We start from the raw sequence: 23,090 nt of genomic DNA, 5'->3' as shown, positions 1-23,090 counted from the left end.
ACCCGGCCGTTGTAGACCAGCGGCGCCGGGTCGGCGGTGTAGATGGTCTGCACGATCGGGTTGTCCGCCCGGGCCACCCCCGCCGGGAGCAACGCCAGCACGCACAGCAGGCCCACGATCCAGGCGACCGTGCGTCTGGACAGTGAAAAAGCGGATCTCACATGCGCCTCCTCAGGTGGTGGTCGCTCACCGTGCGTCGCGTGATCGCTGGCGTGATTACGTTAATGTGAACGCTAACAATCGACGACGGCGACCGTGGCCGTGTGGCGGAGCCAACCCCATGCGCGAGGGACGGTCAAGGCGCCGGGCCCACCGATGCGGCGGTCAGCGGGCGGATCACCTGTGCCGAACTGGGTATCGGAGTTTCACCGAGCGGGCCACCGCGTGTGAAAGTTTCACCATTGAGAGAATTAACGTACGGGGACGTGGCCGATCTTTCCGAAAGGGCCGGCGTCGAAGGTCACGCTCGTGACGCCCGGCGGCGGCGCCGGCACGTAGAAGAAGCCGCGGTTGCCCGTGCCCGGCTTGACGTTGAACGTCGCCCAGCCCGGGTCCACGTAGTCATCAGGGCCCCGCGGGTCGTCCGGTCCCATCCGTACGGCGCGATAGACGGTCCGTGAGGCGGGATCGACGACCGAGAAGCCGGTGTACCAGCCGCCGATGTAGGCGATGTCCCCTCCATACCCGGTCCCCGCGCCGAGGTCCCCCGGGCCGAGGTTGACGATGTCGAACACCGCGACGAGGTAGGCGCCGTCGCGGTAGAAGGGCTTCACGTCGATGCGCAGTCGCTGCCCGGACGGCTGCTTCCCGGAGGTCCGGCTGGCGACGGTCTCGCCGTCGTCCGCGTGGAACGGGGCCGGCCGTCCCCCGCCTGCGGCGGGCTCGTCGGCATGGGTCCCGGCGGCTTCCGAGGCCGTGGAGCCGCCGGTCGGTCGCTTGATCCGATAGGAGATCTCGACGCGCCGGTTCTCGGCACGCGCCTCCTCGTCGTCCGCCCCGCCTTCGCGGGCGACGGGCTCGGTCTCGCCCTTGCCCGTCGCACGGTAGCGGTACGCTCCGCCGAGGCGCGCCTGCAGCTCCTCGCGTACGGCCTCCCCGCGTCGCAGGGACAGGGCCATGTTGTACGCGTGCGTGCCCTTGCCGTCGGTGTGACCCTCGATGAGGATGGGGGGCTTGCCCGGATCGGCCTTCTCCCGGGTCTCCTTCGCGACGTCGTCGAGCACGGACCTGGCCCGTGCCGTGAGCCTGTCGGAGTCGAAGGCGAACAGCACATCGGTGCGCAGGCCCACGGTCTCGTCGCCCCCGCCCGCGATGGTCGTCTTCTCCGCGCCCTCGGTGATGCCGTAAAGGTCCTGGACGCTGCCGGTGACCCGCCCGGCGGGTTCCCGCACCGGCCAGGACACCGTGGTGCCCGGCGCGGGCGTGCTGCCGGGGGCGGCCGCCGGCGACAGAGGGCCGCCTGGGGCGGCCGTAGGCGACACGGCGCCGCCGGAACCGGTCCCGTCCACCACGGGCACGCCGGTGAACTCGCCCGCCGTTCCCGCCGTGATCGCGGTGACCGTAGGGACGCCCGCCGGGATCGGCGGGTAGTACACGACGGTCTCGTAGCGCACGCCGGGCTGGTAGTAGCCGGGTTTGCTGCCCAGCGTCCCCACCTGGTCGGTCAGGGGGTGGTAGACCTTGCCGCCGACCGGGTCGATGAGCGGGATGCGGTAGCTGAGGAGGTCGCCGGCCGCCGTCCCGAACGAGTTCCCGGCGTGGCGCGCCTCGTCCTCCAGCGAGGTGACCGTGAAACGGAGGACGGACCTGTCGGCGAACCGCTCCACCTCGCGCATCTCCACCCGCGCGTGGAGAGGCCTGGTGGGGCCGAACCACCCCTCCTTCGCCAGGGACGTCCCTTCCTCGGCCGGCGTCGTCCCCGCGGAGGTGACGGACGGCGAGGGCCGCGCCGGGGAGGCGCCCTCGGAGGAGGTCGCCCGGGGCCCGCCGAACACCCCGCATCCGGACACCGTCAGGACCGCGACCATGGTCACTGGAAGGGTCAGCTCGCGTGAGCGCCACCGGTAAGCCATGTGCCGGAATTGTAGGGACGTGGACAGGTGGCCCGCCCGAAAAAGGAGTTGAGGACGACTCTGTACTCCTCTGTACGGTTGGCGCGAGGAGGACGCCTTTCATGAGCGATCGGGTCAGGGTTGGGTTCGTCGGGCTGGGGATCATCGCCCGCAGCCATCTCGAGGTGCTCGCCGCGCGGCCCGAGGCCGTCGCGGAGTTCGCCGTCGATCCCAAGGTCACGGAGCCGCCGGCGTTCCGCGGAACAACGCCCGCGCACTACCGCGACCTCGCCGAGGCGCTGGGCGCGCACCAGCCGGACCTGATCGTGATCGCCACGCCGACGCAGACGCATGAGGATCTGACGACGCAGGCGCTGACGCTGTCCTCGGCGAGAGTGCTGGTGGAAAAGCCGCTCGTCCACGATCTCGCCGCGCTCGCCCGGCTCCGTGAGCTGGACGGGAAGGCCGACGTCCGCGGCCGGGTGTTCACCGCGCACCACTTCGCGTTCGCGCCCGAGGTCCGCTGGGCGGCCGAGCAGATCGCCCGGCATCCCGAGTGGGGTCCGATCACCCGGGTCACCTCGGCCTTCTACGACCCGTACATCCTGCGGGGCGAGCAGGCGTTCGCGTCATACGTGTCGAGCTGGATGGACTCGGGGGTGAACCAGCTCAGCATGCTCGCCCGCTTCGTCGAGCCGACCGCGCTGACCTCGCTCCGTCAGATGGACGACGGCGCGAGTGCCTGGGCCACCTGCGAGTACCGCTCTCGCGGCAGGACCGGTCTGGCCTCGCTCCGATCGAGCTGGCTCACCGGCGAAAGCAGCAAGGGGACGACCTTCACCCTCGGCGAGACCGACGTGGAGGTGGTCATCGACCACACCGCGAACACCGGCTTCGCCGCACAGGCGGGCACCCTGCTCGCGGCGTACGGCCACGACGGCCGCACTCCCAGGAAGACGGCGCGCCACCGGCCGCTGTACGAGAGCCTGCTGTCCGACGCCCCCGATCCCGTGCTCGGCTTCGACACGACCGTGACGATCACCGAGCTGCACCACTGGAGGCCCTGAGCTCCCGGGGCCGCGCCTGTCAGCCCGTCTTCGGGCAGACGGTGCCGTTCTTGGGCGCGCGCAGGGCGAGCAGGTAGTCGTCGACCGCGTTGTCCACGCACGTGGAGCCGCTGCGGTAGGCCGTGTGGCCGTCGCCGTCGTACCCGAGGAGCACGCCCGAGGTCAGCTCCGAGGCGAGCCCCTGAGCCCACTCGTACGGCGTGGCGGGGTCGCGCAGCGTGCCGACGACGAGGATCGGCGGCGCGCCGGCGGCCTTGAGCGGCTTGTCGGTGCCGACGGACTTCGCGGGCCAGTAGGCGCAGGGCAGCGAACCCCACATCACGAACGGCCCGAAGTGCGGCGCCGCCTTGGCGGCCTCGCCCGCGGCCTGCCGGTACGCGTCGAGCGCCTTGGGGAACGGGTGGTCCACGCAGTTGACGGCCATGTTCGCCTCGGTCTGGTTCGAGTACGAACCGTCGGACCGCCGGTCGACCAGCAGATCGGCCATCTGGAGCAGGTCCGTCCCGTTGCCCTCGTTGATCGCCTTGCTCAGGGCCTCCCGCAGCCGGGGCCAGGCCGCGCGCTCGTACAGCGGCGTGGCGATGCCGATGACGGCCCACGCCTCGTTGACCACCCGGCCGTCGCCGAGGTCGTTCTTCAGCGGCTGCCGGTCGGCGTTCGCCAGCAGATCGCTGATCTCCTTCATCGCGCCGTCCACCGTACGGCTCTTGAAGGGGCAGGAGCCGTTGAGGAAGCAGTCCTCCACGAAGGCCTTCAGCGCCACCTCGAAGCCCTTCGCCTGCACCTCGTTGGACTTCAGCGACGGCACGGCCGGGTCCACCGCGCCGTCGAGCACGAGTGCCCGCACGCGCTTGGGGAACAGGTCGGCGTACATCGCGCCCAGATAGGTGCCGTACGACTTGCCGAGGTAGGTGAGACCGGGGTCGCCGAGGACGCCGCGCAGCACGTCCATGTCCCTGGCCGCGTCGGCCGTGCCGACGTGGGGGAGCAGACGGGCCGACTTGGCTCCGCAGCTGTCGGCGAACAGCTTGGACTCCTTGTCGAGCGCCGTGACCTCCGCAGGAGTGTCCGGGCTCGAGTCCATCCCGATGTACGCGTCGAGCTGGGAGCCCGTCATGCACGTGACGGGGGTCGACTCGCCCACGCCACGGGGGTCGAACCCCACGATGTCGTACTGGGCGCGCACCTTGTCGCTCACCACGGATCGGGCGGCCCGCGCGTACTGGATGCCGGAACCTCCGGGCCCACCCGGGTTGATGAGCAGGGATCCGGCGCGCTTGCCGGTGGCCGGCAGGCGGATCACGCTGAGTTCGATGCGCTCGCCTGAGGGCTTCGTGTAGTCGAGCGGCACCTGGATCTTGGCGCACTGGAAGCCGTCGCCGCACGTGCGCCACGTGGGCCGCTGCGCGTAGAACGGGCGCAGTTCGGCTGTGGGCGCCTCGACCGCCGGCTGTGCCTTCGCACCTGCGCTCGGCTGCTCGGAGGTGGCCGGGGCGTGGCTGGAACACGCCGTGAACGGCAGCAGGGCGGCCAGCGCCGCGACCGCCATCCGCCGGCTCGGACCGCCGCCGTACCGCGTACGCAGCGGTGTGACCTTCGCTTCCTGTCCGGCCGATCGCATACCCGTCGTTTCCCCTGCCGTCGCCTGCGTGACGAGGACCAGCATGCCGTCTGCCGAGGGCGGGCGGCGACCTCCCGACAAGGGCCGCGAAGGATGAGGTCGAATGTCTGGCCGCCCGCGGGTGGCGTCGGGCGAGACAAGGCGCTTTTCCTGTGACAGATGCGCCTGGTATGACACGTTCCTGCTGGTCATCGGGTAAAGGGAAACCCTGTAGGCGGCTGAGTAAGTTTTACCGATCTCCGTGGTAGGCATCGGGCTCCCCGGGCGGGATCAGAGGGCCGCGACGCTCCCGGCGGCGCCGGTGCACGAGAACCGTGATGACCCTGTAGACTGTGCGAAGCCGCTCGCGGCGTGCCGCCTTAGCTCAGTCGGCCAGAGCACTTCACTCGTAATGAAGGGGTCAAGGGTTCGATTCCCTTAGGCGGCTCCAGCTCAGAGGCCCTCCCGGTCCACCCGGGAGGGCCTTTCTCGTTTCCGTACAGCAACGGGAGACTGCGGCGTCTGTGCCTAGCTCTGCCCTACGGTCATCTCTCCCGCAACGGGGCTTTCTGCCTGAGACGCTGAGCGGCTAGCGGTGGTCAGCGAGCTCTTCGAGGATCGCCAGGGCGCGCTCGGCGGCGTCAGCGGGCCCGTCCCCGCACCTGCCGCCGCCGGGGCGGGTGAGGGGGTCGGCCTGGTGGTGGCGGTGGCCGGCCTCGCGGAACAGCTCGACGGCCCGCTCATACCAGGAGACGGCCTCCTCGTGGCGGCCCAGGCGGTGGCAGGCGTGGCCGAGGCTGTCGCAGGCGTCGGCCTGGCCGAGGACGTCGCCGAGCCGCCGGTGCAGGTCGAGCGCCTGGCGGCAGTGGTCGAGGGCCTGCTCGTGATCGCCGAGCCGGGCGTGGGACCAGCCGACGGCGTTGAACGCGCGGGCCTGCCCGGTCAGGTGGTCCGCTGCTCGGTAGAGGGCCAGGGCTTGGGCGGCGTGGCTCAGGGCGTCCTGGTGGTGGCCCTGCCGGCCGTGCATGGTGGACAGGTTGAGATGGACGCGGGCCTGGCCGGTGGGCTCGCCGAGCTCGCCGTACAGGTTGAGGGCGAGCTCGAAGTGGCCGCGGGCCTCGTCGAAGCGGCCCGTCAGGGCGTGGGCCCGGCCCAGGCCGCCGTGAGCGCAGGCCGTCCCGAGCCGGTCGCCGGCACGCAGGGCGGCGGCCAGTGCGGTGGTCTGGACGGCCAGGTGCTCGTGCCGCATCCCGCGGCCGTCGAGGAAGTCCGCGACGGCCCAGGCGAGCTGCCAGGCGTGGCCGTCGAACCCCTGGGCGGCGGCGTGGGGGATCGCGGCCACGAGCACCGCAGACTCGGCGGTGAACCAGGCCATCGCGGTTTCGCGGTCGCGCGGCGGCTCATCCGCCGCGCCCTCCGTCGGCGGCGGCGCGGGGAGGAGCGGGTCGCGGTGCGGGTTCAGCAGCACCGCCGCGGCGTGGGCGGCGTGCAGGTAGTGGCCGAGGAGCCGGTGCGTCGCGGCCCTGCGTTCGGCCTCCGGGGTGAACGCCTGGGTCAGCTCGACGGCGTGGGCGCGCAGCAGGTCGTGGAAGGTGTAGCGGCCGGGGACGTGCTGGGTGAGAAGGTGGGCGCGGCACAGCTCGGCCAGCAGCGGACGGGCCCGCTCGACCGGCAGGCCCGCGAGACCGGCCGCCGACCGCACGCCGAAATCGGGCCCTGGATGCAGGCCGAGCAGCCGGAACATGCGCGCCGCCCCTGGGCTCAGCGCCTGGTGTGACCAGGAGAAGACGCACCGCACCTGCGTCCCGGGGCCACCGGCGTCGAAGGCGTCCAGGTTGTCGTGCACGGCGGGCAGTTCGCCGGCGATGGCGGCCAGCGGGAAGTCGGGGTGGGTGGCCGCGCGGGCCGCGATGACGGCCAGGGCCAGCGGCAGCCGCGCGCACCGGGCGATGATCTCCGCCGTCGCGCCGGGGTCCGCGGTCACCCGTTCGCCGCCCAGCCGGTGGGCGAGCAGTTCGCGGGCCTCGGTGTCGGACAGCAGGCCGAGACGGACCGGATGGGCGCCCTCGGCGGCGATCAGGGCCGGGAGCTGGTCGCGGCTGGTCACCAGCACCAGGCAGCCGGGCCCGCCGGGCAGCAGCGGCCGGACCTGCTCGGCGTCGCGCGCGTTGTCCAGCACGATCAGCGTCCGGCGCCCGGCCAGCAGGCTACGGTAGAGCCCGGTCTGGGCCTCGATCCCAGCGGGGACGCGATCGGTCGGCACTCCCAGGGCGTCGAGGAAGGCGCGCATGGCCTCGACCGGGGTCATCGGCCGCCCGCTCTGGTCGAAGCCGCGCAGATTCACGTAGAGCTGGCCGTCGGGGAACCGGTCACGTACGCGGTGGGCCCAGTGGACGGCGAGCGCGGTCTTGCCCACGCCTGGGGCGCCGGTCACGGCGGCGACGACCAGGGCCGTGGGCTGCTCGCCGGCCCTGGCGAGCAGGGCGTCCAGCCTGGCCAGTTCGCCCTCGCGGCCGGTGAAGCCGTACACGTCCGGGGGCAGCATCGCGGCGACGTGCCGGGCCGGGCGAACGGTGGTGGCCGCGGGCCCGGCCTGGGAGCGCAGCAGGGTGTCGTGCAGGCGTCGCAGGTCGGCGCCGGGGTCGAGGCCCAGCTCGTCGGCCAGCCGCTGTTGCAGGGCCCGGTAGGCGTCGAGGGCGTCGGCCAGCCTGCCCGAACCGTGCAATGCACGCATCAGCAGCTCGACCAGGGACTCCCGGAACGGATGCTGCTCCACCAGCGCCAGGGCCTCGGCGGTGACCTCGCCATGACGGCCCAGCGAGAGCTCCAGCGCCAGGCACTCCTCCACGACCGCGAGCCGGCGCTCCTGCCAGATCCTGGCCGCGCCCTCGAAGGCCCAGCCCCGCATGCCGGCCAGGAAGGCGCCGCGCCACAACGACAGCGCCTCCCGGTATGCGGCGACGGCCCCCGCCGGGTCCCGGTCGGCGGTCTGGCGCGCCGCGGCGGCTACGGCCTCGAAAGTACGGGTGTCCAGGCCGTGCTCGCCGGGTTGCAGCAGGTAGCCCGCGCGCTGCGTGGTGATCAGGCCGGGAGCGGCCCCGGCGTCGACCAGCATCCGGCGCAGCCGGGTGACCAGGTCCTGGATCTGCCGGCGCGCGGAGGCGGGCGGCTCCTCCCACACGACGTCCACGAGCTGGTCCACGGTGACGACCCGGCCGGCGTCGAGCAGCAGCGCCGCCAGCGTTCTTTCCTGCCGTGGCCCGTGCAGCACCACCGGGCGGCCGTCCAACCGGACGTCCATCGGTCCCAAGATGCCGAACCAGGCCGTGGCCATCACGCGTTCCCCCCTTGATCCGCGAGCGTCAGTGTAGACACCCGGAGGGATGCGCCGGCGAGACCGGTTCGAGGAGCGGATGAGGGCGGATCGAGGACAGGCCGTCCTAGCGTCAGGGACCCGGTGGGGGACAGCCCCTCACCGGTCGTCACCGTGATCGGACAGGAGCCCACGATGGTCCACCCCTCGCAAGGGCGCCCGCCCGTGCAGGGATACCCGCAGCCCTGGCCGGGACCGCCATCGCAGGCCGCCGAGCCCCCGCCCGGCATGTACCCGCCCGGCATGTCCCGGCCCGGCGCGCCCCCTCCGCCCCGGGAGAGGAGGAAGGCGTGGCGCGTCGTGATGGGTGTCATCGCCCTCTGCCTGGGCAAGCTGGCCGTCCTGGCCGGTGGCGGCTTGATCGCGCACCACGCCGTGGACAAGGGTGTCGCCGCGATGAGGCCGGACGGGAGGCGGGCGGATTTCTCGCAGGTGCACTCGTACACCACGATCGCCGCTCCGGGCGTCGACATATACAGCGCCTCGAACACGGGCGGGTACCAGCTGGTGGACGGCACCTCTCCGGCCTACGCGCTCGCCGCGGGGACGGTGGCCCTGATGATGTCCCGCGCTCCCGGCCTGAGCCCGCGTCAGGTGCGCCGCGTCCTCGTCGAGACGGCCGTCAAGCCCGCGCGGGGTTACACCGTCTTCCTGGGCCGCGGCCTGATCAACGCCCGGGCCGCGGTACAGGCCGCGGCTCGCGCCGCACCCGACCGGGCGGCCGCCGCACCGTACTGCCCGACCATCAGCGTCCATGGAGGAAGGTCTACGTGCTGACACGCCGTCGTGCCCTGTTCACGTTCACCGGATCGGTGTTCCTGCTGAGCGGGTGCCGCCTGCCCGGCGTTCTGACAGGGGTGGAGAAGACGCGCGACGCCACGGACATGCAGGCCGACGTCAAGCGCTTCGTCGAGCGCCGCAACGCTGCGCTGCGCTCCCATGACGAGCAGGCCTGGCTCGCGGACGTCGACACGTCCAACGCCGCGCTGATGGCGAGCCAGAAGCTGCACTTCGCAAATCTGCGCAAGTTCAAGTGGGAAACCCTGCAGCTGTCCAGCGGACCTGGCAGCGGCCCGCTGGTCGCCGAGCCCCAGCGCCACACCAAGACGTTGCCGCAGAACGTCGACGGCTTCAAGGTCCGCATGCTCTCCAAGATGGCCGGGGTCGACAAGGCCAGCAGCGCCAGCGATTTCATTTACCTGTTCGCGATGATGAACGGGCGGTACATGCTGATCGACGTCGGGCCCGACACCGACGACTACAGGGCGACCTACGACTCGCCGTGGGAGCTGACCCCGCTGACCGTCGCCAAGCGCGGGGACGTGGTGCTGGCCACGGATGGGTCGGTGCCCGACTTCGACACCTACGTCAAGGTCGCCACCAGGGCCAGCGCCGAGGTGCGCCGCGACTGGCTGAGCAACCCGGCACCCTCCGGCTTCGCCCTGTTCCTGACCCGCAGGCCCGCCAGCTACAAGAAGTGGTTCGGCGCGGGCACGCCCAGCTGGTCGGAGGGCGTGGAGATCCCCCTGTACGGCGCCACCACCGACAAGATCGATGTCACGGGCCACTACGTGGGCTCGCGCGTCGTGGTCAACATGGAGATCGCCATCAAGGCGGACAATCCGCTGGGGGTGATGAAGCACGAGATCACCCACGCGATCAGTACGGCGGTGCAGCCGATCGACATCGAGCTCGGCCCGGTAAGCGGTGCCGCAGGCACGGGGCTGAGCCTGTCCGCGCCCCGGTGGGCCGTCGAGGGCTTCGCCCGCTACATTGAGAACCGCGGGACCCCGGCGGCTGGCGACAGGTGGGTGATCCGTGACGGCCTGGCCAAGGGCCTGCTGCGCGCGGACCTGCCCAACAACGAGCACTTCTACGATGACAAGTACCGCTCGTTCAACTACTCGCTGGGCTGGTCGCTGTTCCAGTTCATCGCCGAGGCCAAGGGCCACGCGACCGCGCTCAAGGTGTACGTGGAGCTGGTGTCGAGGGCGAGTTTCGGCAACATGCAGGGCAGCGACGCGCTCTTCGACGCGCTGTACCGCCTCAAACTGCAGAGGGACGCGTTCGTCACCACGAGGAGCTCCCTGTTCTGGCAGCAGTGGACCGCATTCCTGCACAGGATGTGACGTCAGGAGAGCGCGACGTTGACCACGGCCCTGGCCTCCTACCCAGCGTGATCAACGGTCACCGGGAAAGGCTCAATAAGGCCCAGGTCGGGAATCAGTCTCTGACCTGGTCCTTCGGGCGTGGGGCCATGTCGGCATCACACAACATGATCTTCAGTTACTGACAATCGCCCAATGCTCGTGCGAGCGAGGACGCGACGAGGATCCGACGAGGATGAACCGAGGAACTTCCGCCATAGCGTGACTCGCGTAGCGGCGCTGTCGTTTCAGGCGGTTCGCAATCTGCGTGTGGCTCGCGTCGTAGGGACGCGCGGCATCGTGTCGCGATAAATGCAAGTCTTCGATTAGTCGTCAAGATCGCTGCTCCGGACAAAGGCCGGAGCAAGGCAAGGAAGTATGAATGCGGAATCCTCTTTCGATGCGTCTCATCGCCGTCGGCGCCTTTGCGGCAATGGCCGCGGCGGCGACTCCCGCGTACGCCGCTGCGCCCGCCGGCGACGTCGTGGTCAACGGCTCGCTGGACAACGGGGTCAAGGGCTGGTGGGCGTCCAAGAACACCCCGATCAACGTGACGGGCGGTCGGTTGTGCGCCCAGGTCCCCGCAGGGGGTGAGAACGTGTGGGCTGCGATGATCGGGCAGAGCGGCGTCGCGGTCCAGGCTGGACGGACCTACCAGTTGAGCTTCGAGGCGACCGCCACGAAGACGACCAGGATCAGGTCGGTAGTCCAGGGCAGCGGCGAGACGCACGCCGCGATCGTGGACGGCTACCCCGAGGTCGGCGGCAGCCCGAAGAAGTTCACCTACGCGGCCACGGCCAAAGTGTCGGACTCGGAGGCCCAGGTGTTGTTCCAGGTGGGCGGCGCGGACGCGCCGTACACGTTGTGCCTGGACAATGTGTCCCTCGTGCCCGTGCACCAGAGTGTGGTGAACGGCTCGCTGGACAACGGGGTCAAGGGTTGGTGGGCGTCCAAGAACACCCCGATCGAGGCGACGGGAGGGCGGTTGTGCGCTCACGTCCCCGCGGGTGGTGACAACGTGTGGGCCGCGATGATCGGGCAGAGCGGAATCGCCGTGGAGGCCGGGAAGACGTACCGGCTGAGTTTCAAGGCGTCGGCGACGCGGACGGTGAAGATCAGGTCAGTGGTCCAGGGCAGCGGTGAGACGCACGCCGCGATCGTGGACGGCTACCCCGAGGTCGGCACCGGCTCCAGGACCTACGCCTACCAGAACACCGCCAAGACCTCCGACCGGGAGGCCCAGGTGTTGTTCCAGGTGGGCGGCGCGGACGCGCCGTACACGCTGTGCCTGGACGACATCCTGCTCACCGACTAGAACGTCAGGCGCAGCGGTCCGGCCGTCCTGGCGCAAGCCCCGGCGGACCGCTGCGTCCCCCCACCGGGCAAGCGAACTGCCACGCCTCGAGCGAGCCGAACCGCTCAGCCTGGATGCACCGCGCCGAATCTAATCGCAGGGCGAGGAGCCCTCTACCTTGTGACTGGCTCCCGTTTGCAAGCAGGCAGTCCCGCTGCCGTGACTGCCACACCGGGTTCCTGCGAGAGGACGAACCGGAGGATGTCACTGGCGTCCGATTGGATGGGACTCATGACTGCTCATGATGTAGTCCGGCTATTGCCGGATGTCCCAGTGCTTCGCGACCTGTGCCGCTCTCTAGCGGTACTGGAAGCGGTGCTGAGCCCGGACTGGGAGAGCCGCTACCACTCCTTCGACGCGAACTGGGGGCCGGGAGAAGAGATGGCCTCAATGCGGAACGGCTCGGGCGATGAGTATTCCATCGTCTTCTCAGCTGGAGGCGCGTACATTCGCGGCTTCGATCACGAGGCGGTGATGAGCCCGTACGAGAACGACGGGCCGTGGCCAGGGGTGGTCGATTCGGTCCCTCACGCCTTCCGCCACTGTGTGGAGGAGCCCGCGTTCTGCGACGAGGACGGCATGCCGATCGTGACTGCCTGCCTGTGGCGTGAGTCCGGCGTTGGTCGCTGGCAGGTGGGAGAGATCGAATACCCGGACGACGAGAGCGACCCGGACGGTGCCGCGCACCTTTTCGAGCTGCTCGTCGATCCGTCGCCGGAGGCGTTTCAGCGGTTTGCCGAGGACTATTACGGAGTCTCTCTCAACCTCGATGCGGTGCGACACGTCTATGCCCTTCGTCCGCTGACGCAAGCGTTGGTCTGTTCGCTGAATCCCGAGCTCACCTTGCAGGACCTTGCCGATGACCTTGCGGCGTGTCGATATCCGTCTTCCGGTGAGTGATGCAGACAGTCCGGCGGGCATCCGGTGGTTTCCGCGCCGCTTTCTCCCAACGGCCCGTCATTGATCCGTAAGCATTCGCGGGCCCGGGTGGCGGTATGGTCGCGAATGTGCTTGTGAATTTCCTTCCCGGCGCGGATCTCGATTCGCCACCGTGCCGGGAAAACGAGGGTGCGTGATTCCGCCGTGAAGGAACGCGTCGAAACGCTGATGCGGGGCGTGCCCGGCCGCTTCACCAGCGGGCTGCACTCCGAACGGGTGGCCGCCCGGCTCGGCCTGTGGCTCGGAATCAGCTTCACCGTCGCCTTCGCCACCGGCCTGTTCAGCCACTTCATGCAGCATCCCCCCGGCCGGCTGGCGTGGCCGTCCCGGCCGGTCGGGCTCTACCGAGTCACGCAGGGCCTGCATGTGATCGGCGGGCTGGCGACGATTCCGCTGCTTCTCGCGAAACTCTGGACCGTTTATCCCAAGCTCTGGCAGTGGCCACCCTTCCGGTCGCTCTCGCACGCCGTGGAACGCGCGCTCGTGCTCGTTCTCGTCGGCGCTTCGCTGTTTCAGTCGATAACTGGATTGCTGAACGTCTCGTACGCCTACCTCTGGCCGTTCTCCTTTCCGGCCGCGCACTACTGGACGGCATACCTCCTGTACGGGGCCCTGGTCATTCACGTCGTGAACGAATGGGCGAAGGTGCGCAGGCAGTTGTGGACGCGGGAAGAGGTCGAGCCACGGGAGGCGGTCACGACGCGGCGGCGTTTCCTCGGCACCGTGGCCGCTGCGTCGGGCCTCACCGTCCTGTTCACGGTGGGCGAGACGTACGCGCCGCTTTCCGGGCTCGCCCTGCTCGCGCCGCGCAACCCGCATACCGGTCCGCAGGGCCTGCCGGTCAACAAGTCCGCGGCGGCGGCGGGAGTGACCGCGGTGATCCGCGATCCGGGATATCGGCTCACCGTGACCGGCGCGGTGCGCACGCCGCTGGCCCTCGCGTACGACGACCTGCTGCGGCTCCCCCAGCACACCGTCCGGCTGCCGATCGCCTGCGTGGAGGGCTGGAGCGCCGAGGCCGAATGGTCGGGCATCCGGTTGCGTGACCTCGCCGCCCTGGCGGGTGTCGCGCCGGACGCCGTGCTCACGGTCGAGTCGCTGGAGAGGGGCGGGGGATACCGGTCGAGCGAGGTGCGGCCACCGCACTGGAACGACCCGCTCACGCTGCTGGCTTTGCGGATCGACGGCGCGCCGCTCGCGCCCGACCACGGTTTCCCCGTACGGCTGATCGCGCCGAACAGGCCGGGTGTGCTGCAGACCAAGTGGGTGTCGAAGGTGGTGGCGGCGTGAACGTGGGGCGTTCGCTGGGGTACGGCCTGGGCGGCGCACTGGTCGTGGCCGGGGTCGCCGGCCTGGTCGTGGACGCTCGTCTGACCGACCCGCTCGGCTGGGCCCTGTGGTTCGGCGGCCTGATCGTGGCGCACGACGGAGTGCTCGTGCCCTTGGTTCTGCTCGCCGGCGTGGCCGTGGGGAGGCTGCGCGAGCCGTCTCCGGTGCGGGCGGGGCTGACCGTCGCAGCCGTGCTGTCCCTCGTCGCCCTGCCGATGGTCGCGGGCATCGGCAGGCGGGCCGACAACTCCTCACTCCTGCCGCTGGACTACGGGCGGAACCTGCTCGTCGTGCTGGGCCTGATCGCCCTCGTGACGGCGCTCACCATGATCGCCGTGCGGCTCCGGGGGAGCCGCCGGCGCGGCTAGAAGCCCTGGACGCCGCGTACGCCGACACCGTGGTCGGCCTCTGCCTCCACGCGTCGCGGGCTCCCTGAACGGCCCGGCGCGAGCCGTGGGGACCGACAGCGCGGGGCCGCGCTGACCGGCAGGGCGGCCCGCGCCGGCCGCGCGCTAGCCGGCGGTGCCCGACACCGCGGCGAGCAGGCCCTCGAAATCCTCGGAGCAGGGGCCGCAGGCACGCAGGTGCGCGACGATCCCCGGGTATCGCCGCCGTGCGGCCTCCGGGTGCCGCGTCACGAGTTCGACGTACACGTGGAGCAGGTCCATCGCCTTCTCACAGCCCACGTCGCGCGGGTCGGTGCCCAGGAACCGGTCGAGCTCATCCCAGCCGTTCATGACCGCCTCGAAGTGCCGATATCCAGATAGCCTCGGGCGACGAGCGCGGCGCGCAGCTTCCGCCTGGCGTCGAACATCGCCTTGTAGACGGCGTTGCGGTTCGTGTCCAGCTCGACGGCCAGAGCGTCCGTCGGGACGCCCTTGAGCACGATCGCCACGAAGATCTGGCGCTGCCGTTCGGTGAGTTCCTCGTCCACGGCCCGGCGCAGCGTGGCGAGCAGATCGTGCCATTCGGAGCGTTCGGCCGGGTCGAACCCGAACCGGTCCGGCAGGCGCTCCCAGTCCTCACCCTCCAGCCGCACCCCCGGGTCACGCCAGAAGTGGCGCCCGAGCTTGGCCGACACCTCCAGCACGGCGAACTTGTAGGCCCAGGTGGTGAACCGGCTCTCACCGCGGAACTCACCGAGCTTCGCGATCACGGCCAGCAGGGCGTCGGCCGCGGCCTGGTGAGCCACGTCGTCCAGCTCGGGTCCGGCGAGGCGCAATCGCGGGGCGCGCCTGCGCACCTCGTTGCCCGCGACGCGCAGCAGGATCGCGTGCAGCCGTTCCACGGCCGCCTCCCGCTCCACTCCGGCGCCGCCGAGCGTACGCAGCCACTCGGCCGACTCCGCGTCGCCCGAGGCGGGGGTGGCCTGGTTCTCCCCGAGACCGGGATCCGCCGCCATGCGTCCGATGGTATTCGACCGCCCTCAGGAGGTAAGACCTCGGCCGACGGTGACGCGAAGACAGTGTCAGCACATCGTCCCGACACGAGAGGAACATCGACATGACACTGCTTCACCCCGGCGACCGCTTTCCCGACCTGGCCGTGGCCCTTCCCGGCGGGGAGACCCTGCACCTGCCCGGCGCGCTGGCCGGAAGCTTCGGCGTCGTCCTCTTCTACCGGGGTTCGTGGTGCCCCTACTGTAAGGCGCAGTTGCGCGCCTTCCAGCGGTCGCTGGACACCCTCACCGGCGTGGAAGCCAAGGTGGTGGCCCTGTCGGTGGACGACGAGGCCACGACGGGGGAACTGGCCGCCACACTCCGGCTGGACTTCCCGGTCGGTCACAGCGCCGACCCGGACCTCCTGGCCCGCGCGACCGGCGCTTTCGTCAACGACGACCCCAGGTATGTCCAGTCGACCGGCTTCGTGCTCGACCCCGACGGGCGGGTCGTCGTCAGCGTCTACTCCAGCGGCGCGATCGGCCGTCTCGTCCCCGACGACGTCGTCGGCCTGATCCGCTACATCCGGGAGCACTCGCCCGCCGCCTGAACCTCCTTGCGCGTCGCGCGCACGGGCGGGGCGACACGGGCAGGGCGGCACGGGCAGGCCGGAACGTCACCGGCCTGCCCGGCCGGATCCTTGCGGCGCCGAGATTGCCTTCGGCTGACCTCCGTTCCTAGGTTTGTGGCCGTGATCAACGGAACGGTGGAACCTGGTTTCGAGCACGTACGGGACGTTTTCGCCGATGTGCTGAAGCGGCAGGCCGGCGGAGCGGGGGCGGCGGTCGCCGCCCAGCTGGACGGCCGGTGGGTCGTCGACCTGTGGGGCGGGCCCGGCTGGTCACGCGACAGCATCGTCATGCCGTACTCCGTGACCAAACCGTTCGCGGCGGTCTGTGCGTTGCTCCTCGTGGATCGGGGCGTGCTGGAGCTGGACGCCCCGATGCAGCGTTACTGGCCCGAGTTCACCGCGCCGGCGACCGTACGACATGTCCTGTCGCACCAGGCCGGCGTCGTGGCGCTGGACCGACCGGTGCCCACCGAGAGCTTCTACGACTGGGACCGGCTGTGCGCGCTTCTCGCCGCGCAGGAGCCGTCGTGGGAGCCGGGCACCGCGCACGGCGAGTCGGCGTTGTTCTACGGGCACCTGGTCGGCGAACTGGTCCGGCGCACCGACGGACGGACGCTCGGCCGCTTTCTCGCCGAGGAGGTCTGCGGCCCACACGGGCTGGACTTCCACATCGGCCTCGGCCCCGAGGAACAGGCACGGGCGATCGAGCTGACCGGATTGACCCCGGCCTTCCGGGCTGCCGCGCTGGACGGCAAGCCCGGCCTCTACCCCCGGGCGATCGGCAATCCGCCCGGTGCCCAGGACCCGGCCGTGGTCAACTCCGCCGCCTGGCGGGCCGCCGAGATCCCCGCTGTCAACGGCCACGGCACCGCCCGTGCAGCCGCCGGGTTCTACTCCGCGTTGCCGCGGCTGCTGTCAGCCGACCTGCTCGCCGAGGCCACCACCGCCCAGTGCTCGGGGACGGACGCGGTCTTCGGGGCACAGACGACCTGGGGGCTGGGCTTCGGCATCGACGGTGACGACTACGGGATGGGCGGCCTGGGCGGCAACTACGCCGGAGCCGCCGGCTACTCCTTCGCCTTTCTCACTGGCCATGCGGGCGATTTCGATCGCGCCGCCGACCTGGAGAACGCTCTGCGCGCCGTTCTCGGGCTGGGCCCGATTCCCGGCTGACCGGCGCCCGGTCCTCAGCTCAGCGCCTGCCTCAGGAGCGCCCCGATCCTCGCCTCGACGTCGGCGGTGATCTCGGTCAGGGCGTACGAGGCCGGCCACATGGCGCCTTCGTCGAGGTTCGCCTCGTCGCTGAAGCCGAGCGTCGCGTAGCGGGCCTTGAACTTCGCCGCAGCCTGGAAGAAGCAGATCATCTTGCCGTCGCGGGCGTACGCGGGCATCCCGTACCACAGCTTCGCCGTGAGTTCGGGCGCGCTGGCCTTGATCAGGGCGTGCAGCCGCTCGGCGATCACCCGGTCGGAATCCGCCATTTCGGCGATCTTCGCGAGCACCTCGCTCTCCGTGTCGGCCTTGGCGCCGCGCCGAGCGCTCGTCTTCAGCTCCTTGGCGCGCTGCTTCATCGCGTCGCGCTCTTCCTCGGTGAACCCGTCGTACTTCTGGCCCTCGGCGGTGGTGGTCTTCGTGGTGGTCGACATGACGACTTCCTCTCTCTGTGAAGTGTGGCTCGGGGTGGCGCTGGACGGGGGCGGTGTCACCACTGGCCCGCCTGCTGGCGGGTCGGCACGTTGAGCCGGTTGAAGGCGTTGGTGATCGCGATGTTGAGCAGCAGTGCGGCCAGCTCCTTCTGGTCGAAGTGCGTGGCGGCCATGTCCCACACCTGGTCCGGCACCGGGTCCGGCTGGTCGGCGAGCCGGGTCACGGCCTCGGTCAGGGCCAGCGCGGCGCGCTCCTCGTCGCTGAACCACGGCGTCTCCCGCCACGCGGCGACGGCGTGCACCTGGTCTGCGGTCACGCCGTGCCGCTGGGCCTGGTGAACGCCCCCGGCCACACACGGAGCGCAGCCGTTGATCTGGCTGGCCCGCAGGTGGCTCAGCGCCAGCAGCTTGCCGTCCACTCCGGCACCCGCGATGGCGCTGTTGACCGCTACCAGGGCCTCCATCGCCTCGGGGATCAAAGCCGCCGGGTTCGGCATGCGCTCGGTCGACATCGCTTCTCCTTCGTCGCGGGTGTTTCCGACAGGAGCTATACGACCATCGGCGCGCCGGGGCCCGCATGGTCCGTGGGACACCGTGGGACACGCGGAACCCTGTTGACCAGCGCGAACGCATCGCCGATCCGTCCGCGTGGGCCGGGACGGGTACGGTGTTGCACGTGTCCAGCCCCCAGGAGCGACTGGTGGCTCAGCTCGCCCGGATCAAGGAGCTGAGCGGGCTCAGCCTGCGCGCCCTTGCCCGTCAGACGGATCTGAGCAGCTCGTCGTTGTCGCGGTACCTGACCGGCCAGCTCGTGCCGCCGTGGGAGGCCGTCGTGGCGCTGTGCCGCGCTGTGGGACGCGATCCCCGGCCACTGCGCGCGCTGTGGGCCGAGGCGGCAGACGCCGGCGCGGCGCCCGCCCGGCGCCGCAACGATCTCCCGGCCGACCTGTTCGACTTCACCGGCAGGGAAGCGGAGTCCGCGCTGGTCGAAGAGCTGCTGCGCACCACTGGCGCGGCCGCGGTCGACGGCATGGCCGGCGTGGGCAAGACCAGCCTGGCCGTGCATGTGGCCCATCGGCTCGTCCCCGCGTATCCGGACGGCGGGCTCTATCTCGACCTGCAGGGCTTCACCCCGGGGCAGGAGCCACTGGAGCCGCACGCCGCGCTGGGCCGGTTGCTGGGCGCGTTGGACGTCACGCACCCCCCGGCCGGCACCGCCGATCGCGCGGCGCTCTGGCGGTCGGAGCTGTCCCGCAGGCGGATTCTCGTCGTGCTCGACAACGCGGTCGACGCGGAGCAGGTGCGCCCGCTGCTCCCCGGCGCGGGGAAGTCCGCGGTCCTGGTCACCAGCCGTCACCGGCTGGTGAGCCTGGACGGAGTGCCGCCGGTGTCCCTGGAGCCGCTGACCGACGACGACGCGGTGCACCTGTTCGGCCGGGCGGCGGGGCTCTCGCTCGCCGAAGAGGAAGCGGTCGGCCAGGTGCTGCGGCAGTGCGGCGGACTTCCGCTGGCGCTGCGGATGGCGGGTGCGCGGCTTCGCCACCGCCCGGGCTGGACGGTGGCCGTGCTGGCCGAGCGGCTGCGTGCCACCCCCAGCCGCTTCGGCTCCGCCTTCGGCATGTCGCTGCAGCAGCTCGACGCGGTCCAGCGGCGCATGTTCCGGCTGCTGGGCGTGCTGCCGGGCGCCGACTTCGACGCGGCGGTGGCGGGCGCGCTCACCGACATGCCGCCCGACCGGGCCGGCGCGTCGCTGGAGGAGCTGGTCGACGCCCACCTGGTCCAGGAGCCCTCGCCCGGGCGCTACCGGATGCACGATCTGATCCGGCAGTACGCGGCGGACATCGCCGCCGACGAGGAGCCGCGGGCCGAAGCCGCCCTGCGCCGGGTCCTCATGCACTATCTGGCGCAGGCCGTCGCCCACGAGCGGACCCTGCCCTCGCCGCACCGCAAGGAATCCTCGCCAGGAGATCCGGCGAGGGCCTTGGCCTGGTTCGACCTCGAGTACGTCAACCTGGTGGCCTGCTTCGACGCCGCCGTGCGGCTCGGCGTGGACGAGGTGGTGGCCGAGCTGCCGCAGGCCATGCGGGTCTGGTTCTTCCGGCACCGCGGAACCGACGACCAGGCACGCCTCCTCGAAGCCGCCGCGGCCGCCGCGGCCCGTCTCGGCCGCGACCAGGAGCGGGCTTCGCTGCTCGCGGACCTCGGGTACGCCCGTGCCACCGCCGGACGCCTCACCGAGGCGCTCTCCGCCTACGAACTGGCCGAGCAGTCAGGGCCGGACGACGACATCGCAGCCGCCCTGGCGCTGCGTATCGGCATGGTGCGCCGGGATCTCGGTGACCTCGAAGCGGCACAGGCGCACTTCCGGCGGGCACGCGAGCTGTTCGAGAAGATCGGGCGCCACGCGGGACAGTCCCAGGCGCTGGCCTTCGACGGATGGGTGACACTTCACCTCGGGCAGCGCGGCGAAGCCGTCGAACTCGCCCGGACATCCATCGCCCTGGCAGACGGGCCCGCACAGATCACTGGTCTGGTCACCCTCGGTCTCGCGCTGGCACCGGACGATCCGGCGGAGTCGCTGCGAACGCTGCATGACGCGTTGACGCTGTCCGAACAGCACAATCTCCAGCACAACCAGGCGTGGTGCCACAACTGTCTCGGTGTCGCGCTGCGGACCACGGGCTCACCCGAGAAGGCGCTCGAACACCACCGGCGGGCCTTCGAGCTGCTGGAACCGCTGGCCGAGGTGCAGCTGGAGATCGATGTCCTGCACGCCTACGCCGAGACGTGCCGCGCGGCGGGCCGCTATGACGAGGCGCTGACGCTGCTCGACCGGACCATCGAGCTCGCGCGTGAGCTGGGCCGGCCGTACGACGAGAAGCTCGCCCGCGCGGCGCGGGAGACCGTGCGCGCGGCCCGCTGAGCCGTCCCCGCCGTCCGTTCGCGGCACCGGAACATTTCGGATGCCTCCTCGTGATCCGGCCGGTTAGGTTGGGGGTCGCGGGAGGAGATGATCATGTCGGGCGAGTTGAAGACCTTGTGGCGGCCGACCGGGCCGGAGGAGTTGGAACTGGTCCGGCGGTCCGGGTGGCGGGCGTGGCCGCCGCGGCTGCCCGAGCAGCCGATCTTCTATCCCGTGCTCAACGAGGACTACGCGATCAGGATCGCCCGTGACTGGAATGCTCCCCGCTACGGGGTCGGTTATGTGACCCGCTTTCACGTGCCCGAAGACTTCCTGGCCCGCTATCCGATCCAGCAGGCCGGCGGGGAGACGATTCTCGAACTGTGGGTGCCCGCCGAGGAGCTGGACGAGTTCAACGCGCACATCTCCGGCGTCATCGAAGTGGTGCACGAGTTCCGGCCGGACCTGGACAGGACATGAGCTCGTGCCCCTGATCTCCCGTAGCGACTGCGAGGTGAACGTCCACGACGGGACCTTTTTCATCGTCGATGTGTCGTTCTCCTGGGACCCCTTCGCGCCGTCCGACCGCGGCGGCCTCAGGCTCTCGGCCGAGGACGACCTCGTGAGCCTCACGCTCGAAGTGTGGGACGACGAGCCAGGTGATCAGCGCGAGCCGTGGTCGGATGTCGTCACCCGCGTCCTCCGCTCGGAGGCCGGAGAAGTCTGCGCGGCGGAGCTGTACACGGGCGTGCAGGACGGGTTCCTGCTGCTCGGGGAGCCGGAGCGGCTGTGGAACGTACGGGTGTACACACGGGCCGATGACGAAGCGGATCCGCGGGAGCAGTTCTTGGTCCAGTTCTGGCCGCGGGGGGCCTCGACCTAGATCTAGATCTTCCCTGCACAGGGTCGGCAGAGAACAAGATCCGGCCAACTGTTGGCACGGCCGCACGTGTCGTGCCGCGCCTCTCGTCCCCGTCGGACGAATCTTCCCTGCGGTGCCAGCGCCGCTCGTACGGCCTGGTGAATCGCCACGACGAGAGGACGTTCATGATGAGGCACATCCGCAGGATGTGTTACCCCGTCGCCGCCCTGGTGGCGGCGGCTGTCCCCCTGACGCTGTGCGGAGCGGTCCCTGCCGACGCCGCGCCCGCCCGTGTCGAGGCCGCGGCCACGGCGGCGCAGCGGGCCGCGGCGCCGAACCCCGCGTCGTGTCCTGAGCAGGTGGCGCTGGTCGACGGCGGCTTCGAGAAGCCCGTCGTCGCGGGGACGTGGGCTTCGTTCCCCGACGCCTCGCAGAACAACCCGAACGCGGTGCCGGGCTGGCGGACGACCGCCACCGATCACATGATCGAGGTCTGGAGCCCCCGGATGAACGTTCCGGCGGTCGAGGGCGCGCAGTTCGCGGAGCTGAACGCCAACCAGGTCTCGACCCTCTACCAGGACCGTCCGACCACTCCGGGCCAGAAGCTGTACTGGCGGCTGTCCCACCGCGGGCGTCTCGGCACCGACCAGATGGCGCTGGACATCGGCGCTCCCTCGGGTCCCGCCCAGCAGGGGATCATGTCCGACGGCACCGCTAAGTGGGGCGCCTACCACGGCACCTACACCGTGCCCGCCGGGCAGACGATCACCAGGTTCGCCTTCCGTTCCATCTCCGCCGCCGGGGGCAACGCGGCGATCGGCAACTTCCTCGACGACGTCTTCTTCGGCACCCCGCCGTGCGTCGTCGTCACCAAGTCCGCGAGCCCGCAGGGGCCGGTGGACGTCGGCGACGAGATCACCTACCGGCTGACCGCCGTCGACAAGGGGGGCGACGTCGCGCAGAACGTCCGGCTCACCGACAAGGTCCCGGCCGGGACCACCTACGTGCCCGGCTCGCTCCGCGTCGTGAGCGGCCCGGGCAGCGGCGCCATGACCGACCAGGCCGGCGACGACCAGGCCGAGTTCGACGCCGCCACCGGTGCTGTCTCCTTCAGGCTGGGAGACGGCGCCACGGGCACGACGGGGGGTCGGCTGGCCAACGACACCACCCTGCCGGACGGCACCACCGTGGAGTTCCGGGTCAAGGTCGGCAGGGCGGTCGCGGGCAAGCAGGTCGTCAACAGCGGCGCGGTCGCCTACGAGAACCGGCTCGGCCCCGAGCCCGAGCCGTTGACCTCCACCAGCGGTGACGCCGTCACCGAGGTCAACCCGGCCGTCGACCTGAGCGTGGTCAAGTCCGCGGACAAGACCGAGGTCACCGTGGGGGAGACCGTCACCTACCGCGTCACGGTCGCCAACGCCGGGCCCAACGACGCCACGGGCGTCGCCGTCAAGGACGTCCTGCCGGCCAACCTCGCCTTCCTGTCGTCCACGCGCTCGACCGGCACGTACGCCGGTGGAACGTGGACCGTGGGAACGCTGGCCAGTGGCGCGACGGCCACGCTGGTCGTCCGCGCGAAGGCCACCGCGATCGGGGAGACGGTCAACACCGCCACCGTCGGCGGCAAGGAGCTCGACCTCGACCCGGCCAACGACAGCGACACGGTCAAGGTCTGCGTCCAGCGCGAGCCGTTCTGCCCGTACTGCACGCCCGGGAGCAAGCAGGACACCGGGAAGTGACCTGCTGAAACCGGAAGCCGCCGGGACTACCGTTGTGTCGCCGAAGACGCGCCACGACGGAGAGGACCGAC

Annotated in this window: 20 protein-coding genes and 1 tRNA gene; 14 read left to right on the top strand and 7 right to left on the bottom strand. The window is 70.8% G+C overall.

The window, feature by feature from the left end; all coding sequences use genetic code 11:
* Positions 1 to 410: 410 nt before the first annotated feature.
* Entirely contained in the window at positions 411 to 2,072 is a 1,662-nt protein-coding gene (locus FH610_RS39370) for an OmpA family protein (RefSeq protein ID WP_139580328.1), read from the bottom strand.
* Between the two features lie 101 nt (positions 2,073 to 2,173).
* Between FH610_RS39370 and FH610_RS39365 the strand changes: the two genes are divergently transcribed.
* Positions 2,174 to 3,118, top strand: coding sequence for a Gfo/Idh/MocA family protein (locus FH610_RS39365; RefSeq protein WP_139580327.1), 945 nt, complete (start codon positions 2,174 to 2,176; stop codon positions 3,116 to 3,118).
* A gap of 19 nt (positions 3,119 to 3,137) precedes the next feature.
* Here the strand turns inward: FH610_RS39365 and FH610_RS39360 are convergent, their stop codons facing one another.
* Positions 3,138 to 4,739 (bottom strand): alpha/beta hydrolase, encoded by a 1,602-nt coding sequence (locus FH610_RS39360; RefSeq protein WP_240809463.1) that lies wholly within the window; start codon positions 4,737 to 4,739, stop codon positions 3,138 to 3,140.
* Positions 4,740 to 5,092: 353 nt separating this feature from the next.
* Between FH610_RS39360 and FH610_RS39355 the strand changes: the two genes are divergently transcribed.
* Positions 5,093 to 5,169: transfer RNA gene (locus FH610_RS39355), tRNA-Thr, on the top strand.
* Positions 5,170 to 5,307: 138 nt separating this feature from the next.
* Here FH610_RS39355 and FH610_RS39350 read toward each other — a convergent pair.
* A complete protein-coding gene (locus tag FH610_RS39350; protein WP_161628192.1) occupies positions 5,308 to 8,019 on the bottom strand; it encodes an AfsR/SARP family transcriptional regulator in 2,712 nt (903 codons plus the stop codon).
* 156 nt (positions 8,020 to 8,175) lie between these two features.
* Here FH610_RS39350 and FH610_RS39345 point away from each other — a divergent pair, with 156 nt between their 5' ends.
* From FH610_RS39345 to FH610_RS39320, 6 genes are all read left to right on the top strand, one after another.
* Entirely contained in the window at positions 8,176 to 8,868 is a 693-nt protein-coding gene (locus FH610_RS39345) for a S8 family serine peptidase (protein ID WP_139580325.1), read from the top strand.
* Positions 8,862 to 10,220, top strand: a complete 1,359-nt coding sequence (locus tag FH610_RS39340) for a hypothetical protein (RefSeq protein ID WP_139580324.1) — start codon at positions 8,862 to 8,864, stop codon at positions 10,218 to 10,220. The genes FH610_RS39345 and FH610_RS39340 overlap by 7 nt, the downstream gene beginning before the upstream one ends.
* A gap of 400 nt (positions 10,221 to 10,620) precedes the next feature.
* The gene (locus FH610_RS39335) at positions 10,621 to 11,553 is read left to right on the top strand and encodes a carbohydrate binding domain-containing protein (RefSeq protein WP_139580323.1); all 933 of its coding nucleotides are present in this window, start codon (positions 10,621 to 10,623) and stop codon (positions 11,551 to 11,553) included.
* A 312-nt stretch (positions 11,554 to 11,865) separates the two neighbouring features.
* The gene (locus tag FH610_RS39330; protein WP_240809462.1) at positions 11,866 to 12,492 is read left to right on the top strand and encodes a hypothetical protein; all 627 of its coding nucleotides are present in this window, start codon (positions 11,866 to 11,868) and stop codon (positions 12,490 to 12,492) included.
* Between the two features lie 183 nt (positions 12,493 to 12,675).
* Positions 12,676 to 13,821, top strand: a complete 1,146-nt coding sequence (locus tag FH610_RS39325) for a molybdopterin-dependent oxidoreductase (protein WP_240809461.1) — start codon at positions 12,676 to 12,678, stop codon at positions 13,819 to 13,821.
* Entirely contained in the window at positions 13,818 to 14,228 is a 411-nt protein-coding gene (locus tag FH610_RS39320; protein WP_139580321.1) for a hypothetical protein, read from the top strand. The genes FH610_RS39325 and FH610_RS39320 overlap by 4 nt, the downstream gene beginning before the upstream one ends.
* A gap of 144 nt (positions 14,229 to 14,372) precedes the next feature.
* On the opposite strand, the gene FH610_RS39315 is transcribed toward FH610_RS39320, so the two are convergent.
* Both FH610_RS39315 and FH610_RS39310 read right to left on the bottom strand, forming a co-directional pair.
* Positions 14,373 to 14,597 carry a hypothetical protein gene (locus FH610_RS39315; RefSeq protein ID WP_139580320.1) on the bottom strand — a complete coding sequence of 75 codons (225 nt, stop codon included), beginning with the start codon at positions 14,595 to 14,597 and terminating at the stop codon, positions 14,373 to 14,375.
* Complete coding sequence (locus tag FH610_RS39310; protein WP_139580319.1) at positions 14,594 to 15,262, bottom strand: RNA polymerase sigma factor; 669 nt, start codon at positions 15,260 to 15,262, stop codon at positions 14,594 to 14,596. Before FH610_RS39310 ends, FH610_RS39315 begins: the two co-directional genes overlap by 4 nt.
* 101 nt (positions 15,263 to 15,363) lie before the next feature.
* Here FH610_RS39310 and FH610_RS39305 point away from each other — a divergent pair, with 101 nt between their 5' ends.
* Together FH610_RS39305 and FH610_RS39300 are read left to right on the top strand one after the other, a co-directional pair.
* Positions 15,364 to 15,849, top strand: a complete 486-nt coding sequence (locus FH610_RS39305; protein ID WP_139580318.1) for a peroxiredoxin family protein — start codon at positions 15,364 to 15,366, stop codon at positions 15,847 to 15,849.
* 141 nt (positions 15,850 to 15,990) lie between these two features.
* The gene (locus FH610_RS39300) at positions 15,991 to 17,043 is read left to right on the top strand and encodes a serine hydrolase domain-containing protein (RefSeq protein WP_205826379.1); all 1,053 of its coding nucleotides are present in this window, start codon (positions 15,991 to 15,993) and stop codon (positions 17,041 to 17,043) included.
* 14 nt (positions 17,044 to 17,057) lie between these two features.
* Here the strand turns inward: FH610_RS39300 and FH610_RS39295 are convergent, their stop codons facing one another.
* Together FH610_RS39295 and FH610_RS39290 are read right to left on the bottom strand one after the other, a co-directional pair.
* Entirely contained in the window at positions 17,058 to 17,516 is a 459-nt protein-coding gene (locus tag FH610_RS39295; protein WP_139580317.1) for an iron chaperone, read from the bottom strand.
* 56 nt (positions 17,517 to 17,572) lie between these two features.
* On the bottom strand, positions 17,573 to 18,028 hold the full coding sequence (locus tag FH610_RS39290) for a carboxymuconolactone decarboxylase family protein (RefSeq protein WP_139580316.1): 456 nt from the start codon (positions 18,026 to 18,028) through the stop codon (positions 17,573 to 17,575).
* Positions 18,029 to 18,192: 164 nt separating this feature from the next.
* Between FH610_RS39290 and FH610_RS39285 the strand changes: the two genes are divergently transcribed.
* From FH610_RS39285 to FH610_RS39270, 4 genes are all read left to right on the top strand, one after another.
* Positions 18,193 to 20,439 (top strand): ATP-binding protein, encoded by a 2,247-nt coding sequence (locus FH610_RS39285; protein WP_205826378.1) that lies wholly within the window; start codon positions 18,193 to 18,195, stop codon positions 20,437 to 20,439.
* A 93-nt stretch (positions 20,440 to 20,532) separates the two neighbouring features.
* Positions 20,533 to 20,898, top strand: a complete 366-nt coding sequence (locus tag FH610_RS39280) for a hypothetical protein (RefSeq protein WP_139580314.1) — start codon at positions 20,533 to 20,535, stop codon at positions 20,896 to 20,898.
* 4 nt (positions 20,899 to 20,902) lie between these two features.
* Positions 20,903 to 21,301: a hypothetical protein gene (locus tag FH610_RS39275; RefSeq protein ID WP_139580313.1), complete on the top strand. Its 399-nt coding sequence runs from the start codon at positions 20,903 to 20,905 to the stop codon at positions 21,299 to 21,301.
* A gap of 164 nt (positions 21,302 to 21,465) precedes the next feature.
* On the top strand, positions 21,466 to 23,019 hold the full coding sequence (locus tag FH610_RS39270) for a DUF7507 domain-containing protein (protein ID WP_205826377.1): 1,554 nt from the start codon (positions 21,466 to 21,468) through the stop codon (positions 23,017 to 23,019).
* Positions 23,020 to 23,090: the final 71 nt, after the last annotated feature.

This window comes from Microbispora catharanthi, assembly GCF_006334915.2.
Lineage (GTDB): Bacteria > Actinomycetota > Actinomycetes > Streptosporangiales > Streptosporangiaceae > Microbispora > Microbispora catharanthi.
Note: the sequence above shows the minus strand (reverse complement) of the source record. Positions and strands in the feature narration are given on the sequence as shown.

What these genes read in the sequence shown, in the direction of transcription:
- FH610_RS39370 (WP_139580328.1), bottom strand. Translation starts at nt 2,072, where the DNA reads ATGGCTTACCGGTGGCGCTCACGCGAGCTGACCCTTCCAGTGACCATG.
- FH610_RS39365 (WP_139580327.1), top strand. Translation starts at nt 2,174, where the DNA reads ATGAGCGATCGGGTCAGGGTTGGGTTCGTCGGGCTGGGGATCATCGCC.
- FH610_RS39360 (WP_240809463.1), bottom strand. Translation starts at nt 4,739, where the DNA reads ATGCGATCGGCCGGACAGGAAGCGAAGGTCACACCGCTGCGTACGCGG.
- FH610_RS39350 (WP_161628192.1), bottom strand. Translation starts at nt 8,019, where the DNA reads ATGGACGTCCGGTTGGACGGCCGCCCGGTGGTGCTGCACGGGCCACGG.
- FH610_RS39335 (WP_139580323.1), top strand. Translation starts at nt 10,621, where the DNA reads ATGCGGAATCCTCTTTCGATGCGTCTCATCGCCGTCGGCGCCTTTGCG.
- FH610_RS39315 (WP_139580320.1), bottom strand. Translation starts at nt 14,597, where the DNA reads ATGAACGGCTGGGATGAGCTCGACCGGTTCCTGGGCACCGACCCGCGC.
- FH610_RS39310 (WP_139580319.1), bottom strand. Translation starts at nt 15,262, where the DNA reads ATGGCGGCGGATCCCGGTCTCGGGGAGAACCAGGCCACCCCCGCCTCG.
- FH610_RS39305 (WP_139580318.1), top strand. Translation starts at nt 15,364, where the DNA reads ATGACACTGCTTCACCCCGGCGACCGCTTTCCCGACCTGGCCGTGGCC.
- FH610_RS39295 (WP_139580317.1), bottom strand. Translation starts at nt 17,516, where the DNA reads ATGTCGACCACCACGAAGACCACCACCGCCGAGGGCCAGAAGTACGAC.
- FH610_RS39290 (WP_139580316.1), bottom strand. Translation starts at nt 18,028, where the DNA reads ATGTCGACCGAGCGCATGCCGAACCCGGCGGCTTTGATCCCCGAGGCG.
- FH610_RS39280 (WP_139580314.1), top strand. Translation starts at nt 20,533, where the DNA reads ATGTCGGGCGAGTTGAAGACCTTGTGGCGGCCGACCGGGCCGGAGGAG.
- FH610_RS39270 (WP_205826377.1), top strand. Translation starts at nt 21,466, where the DNA reads ATGATGAGGCACATCCGCAGGATGTGTTACCCCGTCGCCGCCCTGGTG.